Here is a 13,351-nt window from a genome sequence, read left to right as displayed (position 1 = left end):
CATGACCACGCTAGTAGTTGTCAAGAAAGCGGGGCAGGTTGCCATCGCGGCCGACACGCTGGTGACCTTCGGCGATACCAGCCTGACGCACCGCTTTGAGGCCAACAGCAAGATATTCAAGGTCGACACGCCCGCCGGCATGAGCTATGTGGGCATGGCCGGCACGGTGGCGCATTTTCCGGTGCTGCGCAAGGCCATGGCGGCCTTGCCCAAAGAGCAGCTCAAGCTGGGTTCGCGCGACGAGGTGTTCGACACCTTCGTCAAGCTGCACCCCATGCTGAAAGAAACTTTCTTCCTGCAGACCAAGGAAGATGACAACGATCCCTACGAGTCCAGCCAGTTCACGGTGGTCATCGCCAATGCCAGCGGCATCTACGGCCTTTACAGCTACCGCGAAGTCTTTGAGTTCAAGGAATTCTGGGGCATTGGCTCAGGCCGCAGCTTTGCATTGGGCGCCATGCATGCCGCATGGGACAAAGCCAAGACGGCGCGCGAGGTGGCCCTGGCCGGCCTCAGCGCAGGTTGCGAGTTCGACAAGAACTCCGCCGGACCGATAGACATATTCACCCTTAAATTGAAAGCCTCCAAATGAGTGCATCCAGCCTGGTAGACATCAAGGTGCCGGACATTGGCGATTTTGACGAAGTGTCCGTGATTGAAGTGCTGGTCAAGGCCGGCGACACCATCAAGGCCGAGCAAAGCCTGATCACGGTGGAAAGCGACAAAGCCTCGATGGAAATCCCGTCGTCGGCTGCCGGTGTGGTCAAAGAGGTCAAGGTCAAGCTTGGCGACAAGGTCAAGCAGGGTTCCGTGGTGCTGACGATCGAAGCATCCGGCGCCGCTGCCGCTCCAGTGCCCACGCCTGCGCCGGAGAAGAAACCGTCTGCGGCCCCGGCCGCTCCGGCGGCCGCAGCTGCCGCGCCCGCGCCAGCCGCCGCCAGCTTCAGCGGCTCGGCCGACCTGGATTGCGACGTGCTGGTTCTCGGCGCCGGCCCCGGCGGCTATTCCGCCGCTTTCCGTGCTGCCGACCTGGGCCTGAAGGTCGTGCTGGTAGAGCGTTACGCCACGCTGGGCGGCGTGTGCCTCAACGTGGGCTGCATTCCTTCCAAGGCACTGCTGCACGTGGCCGCAGTGATGGACGAGGTCAAGCATTTCGACAGCCTGGGCGTGAGTTTTGGCGAGCCCAAGCTCGACATCAACAAGCTGCGTACGCACAAGGAAAAAGTCGTCGGCAAGCTCACAGGCGGGCTCACGGCCATGGCCAAGATGCGCAAGGTCACCGTTGTGCGCGGCTTGGGCCAGTTTGTCGGCGCCAACCACCTGCAGGTCGAAGAAACCGCTGGAGCCGAGGGCCAGGAAAAGACCGGCAAGAAGCAAACCATCGCCTTCAAGAACTGCATCATCGCGGCGGGTTCACAAGCCGTGCGCCTGCCTTTCATGCCGGATGATCCACGCGTGGTGGACAGCACCGGCGCGCTGGCTCTGAAAGAAGTCCCCAAGCGCATGCTGATCCTGGGCGGCGGCATCATCGGCCTGGAAATGGGCACGGTGTATTCCACGCTGGGCGCGCGCCTTGACGTGGTTGAAATGATGGACGGCCTGATGCAAGGCGCCGACCGCGACCTCGTCAAGGTCTGGCAGAAGATGAACGCACCGCGTTTTGACAACATCATGCTCAAGACCAAAACCGTGGGCGCCAAGGCGACCAAGGCCGGTATTGAAGTCACGTTTGAAGGCGAGGGCGCCCCGGCGCCGCAAACCTACGATCTGGTGTTGCAGGCCGTGGGCCGCACCCCCAACGGCAAGAAGATCGCCGCCGAAAAGGCCGGCATCAGCGTGTCCGACCGCGGCTTCATCCCCGTCGACATCCAGATGCGCACCAACGTGCCGCACATCTTCGCCATCGGCGACATCGTCGGCCAGCCCATGCTGGCACACAAGGCCGTGCATGAAGGCCACGTGGCGGCAGAAGTCATTGCTGGTGAACTGCAAGGCAACAAGGAACTCGCCAGCGCGGCCTTCAACGCACGCGTGATCCCCAGCGTCGCATACACCGACCCTGAAATCGCCTGGGTCGGCCTCACCGAAGACCAAGCCAAGGCCCAAGGCATCAAGGTCAAAAAGGGCTTGTTCCCCTGGACGGCGTCTGGACGCGCCATTGCCAACGGCCGCGACGAAGGCTTCACCAAGCTGCTGTTTGACGACAGCCCGGAAGCACACGGCCACGGCAAGATCCTGGGCGGCGGCATTGTCGGCACCCATGCCGGCGACATGATCGGCGAGATCGCGCTCGCCATTGAAATGGGCGCCGACGCCGTCGATATCGGCAAGACCATCCACCCGCACCCCACACTCGGCGAAAGCATGGGCATGGCCGCGGAAGTGGCGCACGGCAGCTGCACCGACTTGCCGCCCGCGCGCAAGTAAGCAGCGCGCCACGCAAACAAAAAGCCCGGCTTGCCCGGGCTTTTTTCTGCCTGAATTTTGAATGCCAGCAACGGCCGAGAGAGCCTGAACTACTTCTTTTGCGCACCTGAGGCGGGAGGTAAAGAGGCATTCCCTCGTTGTTTACTGCCCACTTGGCGTCGAACAGTAGCGTGTTGCCGGGGGCATGCCATTAGAATTTCGACGACGCCAGCATTCCAAGTGTTGCGAGCGGAATGCGATTCGTTGCTGCCCGTCCGCACCATGGGGTACCCCCATGGTTGTTTTGTACTCTGCGATTTCGGCGCGTGAGCGGCCTGCGCATTCTGCGCACCCAGCTCACGCGGGACCTGCTGGTTGGGATGCTGGTGTCAACCCAATTCCATGCGCGAAACCCGCTTCCGACATTTGATTGCACGCGGCCTGGCTCGCGCACTGCTCGCCGATGCAGGCAAACCGGGTGGAACCGCCTTGCCTGCACTTCAGGCCAGGGCCGCGGCGGCACTCGGGCAGCGCCCCGCGTGGCTTCGGGAGTTGCTTCAGCCGCTGACGCTCCTGTCACCCATCACCTGGCAGAAATTTGACATCACCTCGCTTGCACGGCGGCTGGAGGACTCACCTGCCTTTGGCCTGGCTTTTGGGGATGAAGACGACGATGAAGACGAAGACGGCGAGGCCGATTCCAGTGAGCCGCAAGCCTCGCAGGCGATCGACGACCGCGATGACCCCGAACCGGAAAGGCCGCCGCGCATTCGCCGGCTGATCCTGCGTCCGCCGGCGATGCGGCCCCGGCCGCTGGGACTGCAAGCGTGCACCTTGCCCGACATCACCACCGATGCCGATCTGGCGCGCTGGCTCCAGCTCTCACGCGAGCAACTGCGCTGGCTGGCGCCGGCGACGCGGCCAGTTGTCGAGCACTACCGTTACAGCCTGCAGGCCAAGCAGGCGGGCGGCCTGCGTTTGCTGGAGACACCCAAGGTCGAACTCAAGCGTGTACAGCGCCACATCCTGCATGCGCTGCTGAGCGAGGTACCGGTGCATGAGGCCGCGCACGGTTTTACCGCCGGCCGCTCCGTCAAAACGCATGCGGCTGCCCATGTGGGCCAAGCCGTGGTGATCCGTTTTGACTTGCGCGATTTCTTTGGCAGCATAGGAGCCGCCCAGGTCAACGCCGTCTGGCGCACGCTGGGTTACCCCGAGGGTGTGGCGCGAAGCCTCACCGCGCTCTGCACCCACCACACGGCAGGGATGGTCATCGAGCGCTTGCGCGACGATGGCGGGCTTGACTGGATGGGCGCCAAGCGCCTTGCTTCCGCGCATTTGCCGCAGGGCGCGCCGACCTCCCCGGCGCTGGCCAACCTCTGTGCTTTCAATCTCGATTTGCGGCTTGAGGGATTGGCCTGGGTGTTTGGTGCGAGTTACACGCGCTATGCCGATGACCTGGTGTTTTCAGGCCCCGCATCGCTGCGCCTGCAGTTTCGCGCCTTGCACGCCTGGGTTGCGGAGATCGTGCGGGATGAAGGCTTTGCCTTGCACCCCGACAAGACGCGCTGCCTGCCCCGGCATCAGCGCCAGCGCGTGACCGGCGTCGTTGTCAATGTTCGCCCGAATGTGCCACGTGATGATTTCGATCGGCTTAAAGCGTGTTTGCATCAAAGCGCGCTGCACGGGCAGGCGTCTCAAAACAAGGAGCGGCTTGCCGACTTTCGCTCACATCTGCTGGGTCGGATCGGCTGGGTCGGACAATTCAGTATGACGCGCCAGGCCAGGCTCATGCGCCTGTTTGACAAGATCGACTGGGCAAACTGAACGATCCAGGGCAGAAGATCCGTCTTCGTTAGCAGGTCGGCTAATACATCAACCGCCCGTCACGCGAAATCACCGCCAGGTCCACAAAGCGCGAGCCTGTGTGCTGCGCCGGTGAAAAGTCCACGGTGTAGCCGCCCATGTCGTACTTCTGCAGCATCTCCAGGCCCTTGCGCACGCCTTCGGGTGTGGCGTCCTTGCTGCGGCGGATTGCTTCGACGATCAGCTTGGCGCTGATGTAGCCCTCCAGGTTGAAGTGGGTGGGGGCGTCCTTGGAGTTAGAGTATTTCTTGAAGTCTTCGCGAAAGCTGGTGATCAGCCCTTTGGTGTTGTTGCTCAGGTTGGGAAGCACCTGCGCGATGATGAAGCCGCGCGCCAGCTCCAGCCCGGCGACTTGTGTCACCAGCGCGGCATCGGCATAAGAAATAGACAGCAGCTGCGCGCTGATGCCTTGCCCCCGCACTTCCTTCACCAGGTCGGCGATGGGGCTGGGCGGGCCGATCAGGATCACGGCCTGTATGCCTTTGCCGTTGAGTTCGCTGATCGCCGGCGAGAAGTCGGTTTTGGCTGTCACGGTGAACAAGCCATTGGCTGCCAGCTTCAGGTTGCGCCGCTGCAAAGCCTGCTCGATGATGGCCACGCGCTCGGCGCTGGCGGTGTTCTTGGAGGCCAGCACGCCGATCTTGGTCATGCCCACGGTGGTCAGCTGCTCGACCATCCTCTCCAGTTGGTCGCGGTCGCCGGCGCGAAAGTGAAACACATTGCGGTGCAGCGGCGTGCGTATGGATTCAGGGCTGGGGATGGTGCCCACCAGGGGCAGGGTCACGTTGTCCAGCACGCCCGACTTGAGCACCTTGTCCATATTGGCGGAGCCGGTGGCCGGGAGCAGCGCCACCACTTTGTCGGCCATGGCCTTGATCTCGGTCACGGTTTCATCCGGCTTGTAGTGGTCGTCTGCCTGGATGATGCGGAACTTGCGGCCGTTGAAGCCGCCGGCGCTGTTCACGGCGGCGAAGGCCACCGTTGCGCCCAGGTTCATCTCGCTGGCGTCTTTTTTCACCGGCCCTGTGAAGCCGGCGACGTGGCCGACCACGATGTCTTGTTGTGCGTACGCGTGCAGGGCGAATGCCAGGCCCAGGCTGGCGGCGATACCGTAACGCAAGGCGGATTTCCAGTTGATCAATGAGTTGTGCATGCTGAGGATGTGCTGAGGATGATTAGACCGATACGGGGACGAGATTGAACCCGCTGGCATCCTAGGGCCGCAAAAATCTTCGATCAATCTTGATCGTTGAATCAACATGAGGCGGCGCACATGGCCGCCGGCCGGTGAGAGGCCTCAGGCGGGTGTTTGTGTTTGTGTTTGTGTTTGTGTTTGTGTTTGTGTTTGTGTTTGTGTTTGTATGCGCGCCGCGCGCTTGATGGCCTGTGGCGGCTGGCCGAAGGCGCGTATGAAGGCCCTGCGCATGCGCTCCGGATCGGTAAAGCCGTTTTCGCGCGCCACGATTTCGATGGGGTGGCTGCTGCTTTCAATCATGGCGCGGGCCGACTCGACCCGCAGGGTTTCGACGGCGCGCGCCGGCGACTGCCCGGTCTCGGCGCGAAAACTTCGGCTGAACTGGCGGCGGCTCAAGTTGGCCGCATCTGCCAGCTCCTCGACGCCCAGGTTTTTGCGCAGGTTGTTTTTGGCGTAAGCCAGGGCGTTTTGGATGCGGTCCGACTTGGGCTCCAGCTCCAGCAGGGCCGAGAACTGCGACTGGCCGCCGCTGCGGCGGTGGTACACGACCATGGTTTTGGCGATAGCGCGTGAAACCTCCACACCGAGATCGGCCTCCACCAGTGCCAGCGACATGTCGATGCAGGCCGTCATGCCCGCCGATGTCCAGACCGGGCCGTCCTGGATGAAGATGCGGTCTTCTTCCACACGCGTTTTGGGAAAGAGCCGCTGCAGCTCGCGCGCAAAACACCAGTGCGTGGTGACGCGCCGGCCGTCCAGCAGGCCGGCCTCGGCCAGCGTGTGAGCGCCGGTGCAAATACTGGCCACGCGCCGTGACGCAGCGCCTGCCTTGCGCAAATACGTCAGCAAGGCGGGGGAGGCGGGCGCAACGCGCAGCGCTCCTGTCACCAGCAGCGTGTCAAACCGGGCCTGACGGAATGGCTTGGTCTCAATTTTCACGCCGGACGAACTGGCCACCGCGCCGCCGTGCTCCGACAGCATGACGATGTCATAGATGGGCCCGGCGGCTTCGGTCATCTCGGTGTTGGCCAGCTCAAACACCGTGACGGCCACCATGTCCAGGATCTGAAAGCCTGGCGCGACAAGAAATCCAATGCGTTTTTTCATGATGTCCCAAATTAAGGGTTATAGGTCCTTTAGGACAGATGGTAGCTCCCTAAACTGGTTGCAGTCCATCCTCCATATCGATACCCCTACAAAGGAAACCCCATGACCACCCCTACCTCCAAGGGCACAGCCCTCATCACCGGCGCTTCCTCCGGCATAGGCGCGATCTACGCAGACCGCCTGGCCCGCCGCGGCTACGACCTGGTTCTGGTCGCGCGCGACCAGCAGCGCCTGCAGGGCCTGGCGCAGCAGCTGGCCGCACAAACCGGCCGCAAGGTCGAAGCCCTGCCGGCCGACCTGACCGCCAAGGCCGGAATGCTGAAGGTCGAAGAACGCCTGGCGGCCGACAAGGGCCTCACCCTGCTGGTCAACAACGCCGGCCTGGGCGCCACCGCGCCGCTGGTGGATTCCAGCGCCGACGCCATGGACGAGATGATCCAGCTCAACGTGGTGGCCCTGACCCGCCTCACGCGGGCCGCGCTGCCGGGTTTGCTGGCGCGCGGGCAGGGTGCGGTCATCAACATCGCTTCCATCGTGGCGCTGGCGCCCGAGCTGCTCAACGGCGTCTACGGCGGCACCAAGGCCTATGTGCTGGCGTTCACGCAGTCGCTGCACCATGAGGTAGGCGCCAAGGGCGTGCAGGTGCAGGCCGTTTTGCCGGGTGCGATCAGCACGCCGTTCTGGAACCGCGCAGGTGTGCCTGTTGAGCACCTGCCGCAGCACATCGTGATGCAGCCGGACGAGCTGGTGGATGCGGCCTTGAGCGGGTTTGATCAGCGCGAGCTGGTGACCATTCCGTCATTGCCCGACGTCGCGCAGTGGGAAGCCCTTTCGGCTGCGCGCCTGGCAATGGGGCCGAATTTGTCTTTGCAAAAGGCCGCGCAACGCTACCAGGCGGCCTGAAATCGGGTGCCGGCAGGATTCACCCGAGAAAAACGGCAGTCTGGCTGTTTGCCGGGCTACTTTTGCTGCTTTTCGACCTGGTGAAGCTCGGCGGACCTGTCCTTGGTCTGGTCCGAGTTGGCGAAGTCTTCGTTTGCCGGCAGATCCAGGTCTACCTTGTGCGACGGCGTGACGCTGGCGACGGCGTTCACCAGGCCGATGGCCAGCACATGGCCGCCGTAGGACCTGTCGGTCGAAATGAAATGCCAGTGCCAGCCCGGAACGCTCACGCCCTTGCTGAAGGCCGGGCTGCGGATGCCGACCATGGTGCCGGTGGCGGCATCCCGCGGAAAGAGAACCTGGGTCTTCACCAGCTCGGCCAGTGGGCGATAAGGCCGGGTCTGCGCGGCAATCGCCCGGGTGGTGATGCCGGTGAATTGCCCCGTCACGTCGACGGCGTAAAACAGGTTCTTGTTCGGAAGGCGCGCGTCAATGGCGGCCTCGATGTCTGTCAGCGACATGGCCGTGGGCGAACCCGCCAGCGTAAAACGATGGGTAGGCCTGAAGGGCAGCACATAGGCCAGCGGGATCTTGTCGTCCGGTTTGGCAACCGTGACGGCGCCGTCCGCCGTGAAGTGATAGGGCACGCCGCCCAACACCAGCATCTCGCCATCCAGCCGGTTGTAGGTGCCCAGCCCGAAGTCACCCTTGCTGACCAGGTGTTTGACAGTGAGCTCGCCGTCGTAGGCGCCCGACAGCAGGGCGTCGATGGTGGAGTAGACGTAGAGCGCGGGTTTGTCGGCCTCTGCGGACGTGACAGTCGCGCAGCCCGACAGGGCGATTGCGAAGCTGGCCAGCCCAAGCAGGCCAAACACCCGTCCTCGCCTGATGGCCGTTCGCAGCGACGAGCACGAAGATTTCTGCGCAAAAGCCAATGGCGTGTCCGTCATCATCCCAATTCCCTCTGTAGTTGTTTGTTGCCGGGCCATCGTATGCGGCGGCCTGCACAAAGGCAACCGGTGAAGCCCTAAGCGCTGACGCTTTGTCTGTCAGGGCCGTACGCCGGGCGACTCCAGGGGCATGCCTTTCGCGCGGGCGTTCAGGTAAAGCTCCAGTTCCACCAGCTCCTGCGCGCCATAGGCAAAAGGCTCGGCGCGCACACCGCTCATGCAGCCGCGCAGCCGGCGCTGCAAGGAGCCCATCGCCTGCCACTCCAGCCGGTACACCGGGTAGCCGGTGGGGTGTGCTTCAGGGATCATGCTGCTGGCCAGGCGCCTGCCGGCCAGGCCGTCATGGCATTGCGCGCACGAGAGGTTCAGCTGGCCGATGCGCTGTGCAAAGAGCTGCGCGCCGCGCTCGCGAAACGGCGCCAGGCGGGCGTCGTCGGGCGGCGCCATGGGCATGCCGCGTGATTGCAGCGCCACAAAACTTTCCAGGCTCAGCAGCTCCTGGCTTTCGGCGCGCAGCGGCGCGGCCAGCTGGTGCTGCTGGCGGCACTGGTTGATGCGCTGGCTCAGGGTCACGGGGCGGCCCAGCGCCGCGTCAAACGCCGGGTAGCGCGCCGCCACGCCGCGCATGCTGCTTTGCGCCGCCGCATGGCAGCTCACGCAAGCCTTGCCGCTGGCGCCCGCGGCCTGGTTCCACAAGACCTCGCCATCCTTGACCCACAGCATGCCGGGGTTGAGGGTGTCGTCCTTTTGCATGGCCTGGGTGGAGGCGCCCATGAAGTCGTAGCCCGAGCGGCGGGTGTCGGCGGGGGCCGTTTGCGCGCCGGCGTGCCCGGCGGCGAAGAGTAAAAACAGCAGCCCAGCGAAAGCCCGCGTCATGCCGTGACGGCCAGGCTGATGCTTTCAGTCTGCGCAAAACCGTTGTCGCCTTCCCAGCTCAGCACCAGGGTGCCGGTCTCGGTGGCGACGGTGTGAAAGGCGATATAGGGGTTGGCCGAAATGGCAGAGAACAGCTCGGCGCTGAAGATCGTCTCGCCGTTGTAGCGGCAGCTAAAGCGCTGGATGATGTTGCGCGGCAGGGTTTTGCCGTCTTCACCGGGGCGAAAGCCGGTTTCCATCGGGTGGCCTATGGTGGCGCGTATCTCGATGACTTCGCCGCGCTTTGCGCTTGACGGCGCGTTGATGAGGGTGCGGGCCATCAGGCTTCTCCCTCGATGCAGGCAGCCAGCGTCACGATGACATTCACTGTGTGCGACCAATAGCTGCCGTCACTCATCTGCGCAACGGCCACCAGTTGCTGTGAGGTGGCCAGGCGTATGCGTGTGGTCACGCTGGCCTTGCCGGCGCGTGGGCCGAGGGTGAACCGGGCCACATCGCGCTGGGGGTTTTTGGCATTGAAGACGGCGATGGTTTTCACATGGTCCGCCGTGGTCATGGGGCTTTCTGCCGTGACGGTGATGGGCACGACATTGCCGTTGTCTACCAGCTCGGCCACATCGAGCTTTACCTTGCCCGCCCGCACCTGGGCACCCTGGGTATAGGCCGCCACCGCCGCCGCCAGCTCATCGGCTTGCGCGGCGGCAGGGCGCAGGATGACGGTGAGGCCCATGCCGGCCGCGCCGGCCAGAATGCGGCGGCGGTTGAGCGGGTAGAGACTGTTTGCGGTGGTCATGAATTCACTTCAGTGTCAGCAAATAGGCCACGACATCTTCGATCTGCTGTGCCTCTAGCACCGGCTTGCCCTGCCAGCTGGCGCCCACGCGTGTCAGCCCGTCGGTGCGGTAATAAGACGGCATGATGCTGGCCGGGTTCAGACGCTGCGCGTCGGCAATGCGCAGGCGCAACTGGCCTTCGCTCCAGCGCGCGCCTGCGCCCGACAGGTCGGGGGCGAGGTTGCCTTGAAAGCGCTCTTCGGGAATGGGGCCGGTATGGCACAGCAGGCAGAGGCCTTGCTGGCGGTTGCCCACGATGGCGCGGCCGCGCACCGCGTCACCGGGCGTGTTTGTCAGTGCTTGCGGAATCGCGTCGCCAACTACACGCAGCGTTGATTGCGCAGAGCTGATACAGGGCGCCATCATCATCATTCCACCGGCGATGGCCCCTTGCCAGGTCATGCGTTCTTCAGGCCTTCTTCAGGCTGTGGTTCTTCAGCGGCAGGTCGCGTATGCGTTTGCCTGTGGCGGCAAACACGGCATTGAGCACCGCCGGCGCCGCGACCGCAATCGTCGGCTCGCCCACGCCGCCCCAGAACCCGCCCGAGGCCACGATGATGGTTTCCACCTTGGGCATGTGCTGCATGTGCACGACTGGGTAGGTGCTGAAGTTGTCCTGCTCCATGCGCCCGTCTTTCTGGGTGCATTCGCCGAACAGGGCGGCTGACAGGCCATAGGCAAAGGAGCCTTCAACCTGCGCTTCGATCTGCTGCGGGTTGACGGCATAACCCGGGTCGGTGGCGGCCACGATACGGTGCACCTTCAGCTCGCCTTCGCTGTTTACCGACACCTCAGCGCAGGCCGCCACATAGCTGCCAAAGCCCATGGTCTGGGCCAGGCCCCGGAACACCTTCTGGCCGCCCACGTCAGGCGGCGGCACATTCCATTTCACGCGCTCGGCCACGGCGTTGAGCACGGCCAGGTGCTTGGGGTGGCTGGTCATCAGCTTGCGCCGAAAGGCCAGCGGATCCTGCTTGGTCGCAAAGGCGAGTTCGTCGATGAAGGACTCCAGGTAAATCGCATTCTGGTTCAGGTTCACCCCGCGCCAGAAGCCGGGCGGCACGCTGGGGTTGCGCATCGCATGGTCGATCAGCAGATTGGGAAAGCTGTAGCCGATGGAGGCTTCAGGCCCCGGCGCATTCAGGCCCTGGAAGGTCACCGGGTCCAGCCCGTTGCGCACGCTTTGCGGGGACACCCCGGCCAGGATGGACTGGCCCGATATGCGCATGTGCAGCGCAGTGACATTGCCTTGCGCATCCAGCCCGGCCGTCATCTTGCACTGCGTGACCGGGTGGTAGCGGCCATGCAGCATGTCTTCTTCACGCGACCAGAGCAGCTTGACCGGCACGCCCGGCATCTGCTTGGCGATGTCCACCGCCTGGCGCACCCAGTCGTGTACCGCGCCGCGCCGGCCAAAGCCGCCGCCCAGGTGAATCTTGTAGACCTCGCATTTGCTGGCGGGCAGGCCGGCGGCTTCAGAGGTGGCGGCCAGCGCCGCTTCGCCGTTTTGGGTAGGCGTCCAGACTTCGCAGCGCTCGGGTGTCCAGCGCGCCGTCGCGTTCATGGGTTCCATGGTCGCGTGGTTCTGGTGCGGGTAGGAATACACCGCTTCGATCTTGCGCGCAGCCGTTGCCAGCGCGGCTTTGGCATCGCCGTTCTGGTTGCCGATGGCCGCATCGGGCGCGTCCAGGCCAGCCTTGAGCATCGCGGCCACAGTGGCGCTGGAGTTCGCGACGTTGGGGCCGTAGTCCCATTCAATGGGCAGGGCGTCCAGGGCGGTCTTGGCGCGCCACCAGGTGTCGGCCACCACGGCGACGGCGCTGTCGCCTACCGCCAGCACCTTCTTCACACCGGGGCGTTTTTCGATTGCGGCGGCGCTAAAGCTTTTGACCTTGCCGCCAAACACCGGGCAGTCCTTGATGGCCGCATTGAGCAGGCCGGGCATCTGGAGGTCGGCGCCATAGATCTGCTTGCCGGTGACTTTGTCTATCGTGTCCAGACGCGCCAGGCGCTTGCCGACCAGCTTCCAGTCTTTCGGGTCTTTCAGTGTGACCTCGGTGGGCGGCGTGACTTTGCCTGCCGCCACCGCGACCTTGCCGAAGGTCACGGTGCGGCCGGTGGGCGTGTGCGTGATGACACTGTTGGCGGCGCGGCATTCAGACGCCGGCACCTTCCATTCGTCGGCCGCGGCTTGCACCAGCATCATGCGGGCGGTGGCGCCGCCCTTGCGCACATAGTCTTGCGACTCGCGGATGCCGCGGCTGCCGCCGGTCGAGAAATTGCCCCATGCGCGGTTGCGCGCCAGGTTCTGGCCGGGTGTGGGGTATTCGGTGGTGACTTTGGCCCAGTTGCACTCCAGCTCTTCGGCCACGAGTTGGGCCAGACCCGTCAAGCTGCCCTGGCCCATTTCAGAGCGGGCGATGCGGATCACCACCGTGTCATCGGGCTTTACAACGACCCAGGCGTTGATCTCCGGCGAGGCGGCGCCTTGCGCGAGAGCCTCGCTGCCAAACGGAATGTGAAAAGCGACGACAAGGCCGGCCGATGCGCCCGATGCCAGGAAACGGCGGCGTGACAGGCGTGGAGATGTGGAGGCGGGGGCGTTCATGTCGTGCTCCCATCGGTGTGCTGGATGGCGAGCGCTGCGCTCTTGGTGGCGCCGCCGGCGGCGACGACTTTGATAGCGGCGCGTATGCGGTTGTAGGTGCCGCAGCGGCAGATGTTGCTCATCGTTTCGTTGATGTCGGTATCTGTCGGGTTCGGTTTGGCTTTGAGCAGCGCTGCTGCCGCCATCACCATGCCGCACTGGCAGTAGCCGCACTGCGGAACATCCAGCGCGACCCAGGCTTTTTGCACGGGGTGCGAGCCGTCTGGCGACAGGCCCTCAATGGTCACGATTTTTTCGGTCGGCTCCACCGTCGAGATGGGCCGCACGCAGCTGCGTGTGGGGACGCCGTCCAGGTGCACGGTGCAGGCGCCGCAGGCCGCAATGCCGCAGCCGTATTTGGTGCCGGTCAGCCCGAGCTGCTCGCGCAGGACCCACAGCAGCGGTGTGTCCTCCTCCGCCTCAAACTCACGCACGACACCGTTGACGTTCAGTTTTGCCATGGAGCACTCCTCATTGTTTGAAAGGAACCAGGGAACCAGGATAGGCCGGAAGACTGGAGGCGATAGTAGCGCTGCGGCATGTCAAATGCACCATCAGTCGCTATACCTGAGTAATGTGCTGACTCGCG

The 13,351-nt window shown here is 64.0% G+C and carries 13 protein-coding genes; 4 read left to right on the top strand and 9 right to left on the bottom strand.

Annotated elements, in window-relative coordinates; all coding sequences use genetic code 11:
* The first annotated feature begins 1 nt into the window (after window position 1).
* From BM408_RS00140 to BM408_RS00130, 3 genes are all read left to right on the top strand, one after another.
* Complete coding sequence (locus BM408_RS00140; RefSeq protein WP_092125728.1) at window positions 2-592, top strand: Ntn hydrolase family protein; 591 nt, start codon at window positions 2-4, stop codon at window positions 590-592.
* Window positions 589-2,427, top strand: a complete 1,839-nt coding sequence (lpdA, locus tag BM408_RS00135) for a dihydrolipoyl dehydrogenase (RefSeq protein WP_092125726.1) — start codon at window positions 589-591, stop codon at window positions 2,425-2,427. The genes BM408_RS00140 and lpdA overlap by 4 nt, the downstream gene beginning before the upstream one ends.
* A 381-nt stretch (window positions 2,428-2,808) precedes the next feature.
* The gene (locus tag BM408_RS00130; RefSeq protein ID WP_092125724.1) at window positions 2,809-4,233 is read left to right on the top strand and encodes a reverse transcriptase family protein; all 1,425 of its coding nucleotides are present in this window, start codon (window positions 2,809-2,811) and stop codon (window positions 4,231-4,233) included.
* A 40-nt stretch (window positions 4,234-4,273) separates the two neighbouring features.
* On the opposite strand, the gene BM408_RS00125 is transcribed toward BM408_RS00130, so the two are convergent.
* The gene (locus BM408_RS00125; RefSeq protein ID WP_175541634.1) at window positions 4,274-5,425 is read right to left on the bottom strand and encodes an ABC transporter substrate-binding protein; all 1,152 of its coding nucleotides are present in this window, start codon (window positions 5,423-5,425) and stop codon (window positions 4,274-4,276) included.
* A 144-nt stretch (window positions 5,426-5,569) separates the two neighbouring features.
* Window positions 5,570-6,574 (bottom strand): GlxA family transcriptional regulator, encoded by a 1,005-nt coding sequence (locus tag BM408_RS00120; protein ID WP_092125719.1) that lies wholly within the window; start codon window positions 6,572-6,574, stop codon window positions 5,570-5,572.
* 102 nt (window positions 6,575-6,676) lie between these two features.
* On the opposite strand from BM408_RS00120, the gene BM408_RS00115 reads away from it, so the two are divergent.
* Window positions 6,677-7,477, top strand: a complete 801-nt coding sequence (locus BM408_RS00115; RefSeq protein WP_092125716.1) for an SDR family NAD(P)-dependent oxidoreductase — start codon at window positions 6,677-6,679, stop codon at window positions 7,475-7,477.
* A 56-nt stretch (window positions 7,478-7,533) separates the two neighbouring features.
* Here BM408_RS00115 and budA read toward each other — a convergent pair whose 3' ends face one another.
* The 7 genes from budA to BM408_RS00080 all read right to left on the bottom strand — a co-directional run bounded on the left by budA (window position 7,534) and on the right by BM408_RS00080 (window position 13,223).
* A complete protein-coding gene (gene budA, locus BM408_RS00110; protein ID WP_175541633.1) occupies window positions 7,534-8,409 on the bottom strand; it encodes an acetolactate decarboxylase in 876 nt (291 codons plus the stop codon).
* A 96-nt stretch (window positions 8,410-8,505) separates the two neighbouring features.
* Entirely contained in the window at window positions 8,506-9,282 is a 777-nt protein-coding gene (gene soxA, locus BM408_RS00105; protein WP_092125712.1) for a sulfur oxidation c-type cytochrome SoxA, read from the bottom strand.
* Window positions 9,279-9,602 (bottom strand): thiosulfate oxidation carrier complex protein SoxZ, encoded by a 324-nt coding sequence (gene soxZ, locus BM408_RS00100; RefSeq protein ID WP_092125710.1) that lies wholly within the window; start codon window positions 9,600-9,602, stop codon window positions 9,279-9,281. The genes soxA and soxZ overlap by 4 nt, the downstream gene beginning before the upstream one ends.
* Complete coding sequence (locus tag BM408_RS00095) at window positions 9,602-10,075, bottom strand: SoxY-related AACIE arm protein (protein ID WP_092125708.1); 474 nt, start codon at window positions 10,073-10,075, stop codon at window positions 9,602-9,604. The genes soxZ and BM408_RS00095 overlap by 1 nt, the downstream gene beginning before the upstream one ends.
* Window positions 10,076-10,079: 4 nt before the next feature.
* Window positions 10,080-10,517, bottom strand: coding sequence for a sulfur oxidation c-type cytochrome SoxX (gene soxX, locus BM408_RS00090; RefSeq protein ID WP_092125706.1), 438 nt, complete (start codon window positions 10,515-10,517; stop codon window positions 10,080-10,082).
* A gap of 7 nt (window positions 10,518-10,524) precedes the next feature.
* Entirely contained in the window at window positions 10,525-12,723 is a 2,199-nt protein-coding gene (locus BM408_RS00085) for a xanthine dehydrogenase family protein molybdopterin-binding subunit (protein ID WP_092125704.1), read from the bottom strand.
* The gene (locus BM408_RS00080) at window positions 12,720-13,223 is read right to left on the bottom strand and encodes a (2Fe-2S)-binding protein (protein WP_092125701.1); all 504 of its coding nucleotides are present in this window, start codon (window positions 13,221-13,223) and stop codon (window positions 12,720-12,722) included. The genes BM408_RS00085 and BM408_RS00080 overlap by 4 nt, the downstream gene beginning before the upstream one ends.
* Window positions 13,224-13,351: the final 128 nt, after the last annotated feature.

The sequence above is a fragment of the Polaromonas sp. YR568 genome, assembly GCF_900116715.1.
Lineage (GTDB): Bacteria > Pseudomonadota > Gammaproteobacteria > Burkholderiales > Burkholderiaceae_C > Polaromonas.
Note: the sequence above shows the minus strand (reverse complement) of the source record. Positions and strands in the feature narration are given on the sequence as shown.

Excerpts from the sequence above, each read along its gene's own strand:
- BM408_RS00140 (WP_092125728.1), top strand. The coding sequence starts at position 2 with ATGACCACGCTAGTAGTTGTCAAGAAAGCGGGGCAGGTTGCCATCGCG.
- lpdA (WP_092125726.1), top strand. The coding sequence starts at position 589 with ATGAGTGCATCCAGCCTGGTAGACATCAAGGTGCCGGACATTGGCGAT.
- BM408_RS00130 (WP_092125724.1), top strand. The coding sequence starts at position 2,809 with ATGCGCGAAACCCGCTTCCGACATTTGATTGCACGCGGCCTGGCTCGC.
- BM408_RS00125 (WP_175541634.1), bottom strand. The coding sequence starts at position 5,425 with ATGCACAACTCATTGATCAACTGGAAATCCGCCTTGCGTTACGGTATC.
- BM408_RS00120 (WP_092125719.1), bottom strand. The coding sequence starts at position 6,574 with ATGAAAAAACGCATTGGATTTCTTGTCGCGCCAGGCTTTCAGATCCTG.
- BM408_RS00115 (WP_092125716.1), top strand. The coding sequence starts at position 6,677 with ATGACCACCCCTACCTCCAAGGGCACAGCCCTCATCACCGGCGCTTCC.
- budA (WP_175541633.1), bottom strand. The coding sequence starts at position 8,409 with ATGATGACGGACACGCCATTGGCTTTTGCGCAGAAATCTTCGTGCTCG.
- soxA (WP_092125712.1), bottom strand. The coding sequence starts at position 9,282 with ATGACGCGGGCTTTCGCTGGGCTGCTGTTTTTACTCTTCGCCGCCGGG.
- soxZ (WP_092125710.1), bottom strand. The coding sequence starts at position 9,602 with ATGGCCCGCACCCTCATCAACGCGCCGTCAAGCGCAAAGCGCGGCGAA.
- BM408_RS00095 (WP_092125708.1), bottom strand. The coding sequence starts at position 10,075 with ATGACCACCGCAAACAGTCTCTACCCGCTCAACCGCCGCCGCATTCTG.
- soxX (WP_092125706.1), bottom strand. The coding sequence starts at position 10,517 with ATGACCTGGCAAGGGGCCATCGCCGGTGGAATGATGATGATGGCGCCC.
- BM408_RS00085 (WP_092125704.1), bottom strand. The coding sequence starts at position 12,723 with ATGAACGCCCCCGCCTCCACATCTCCACGCCTGTCACGCCGCCGTTTC.
- BM408_RS00080 (WP_092125701.1), bottom strand. The coding sequence starts at position 13,223 with ATGGCAAAACTGAACGTCAACGGTGTCGTGCGTGAGTTTGAGGCGGAG.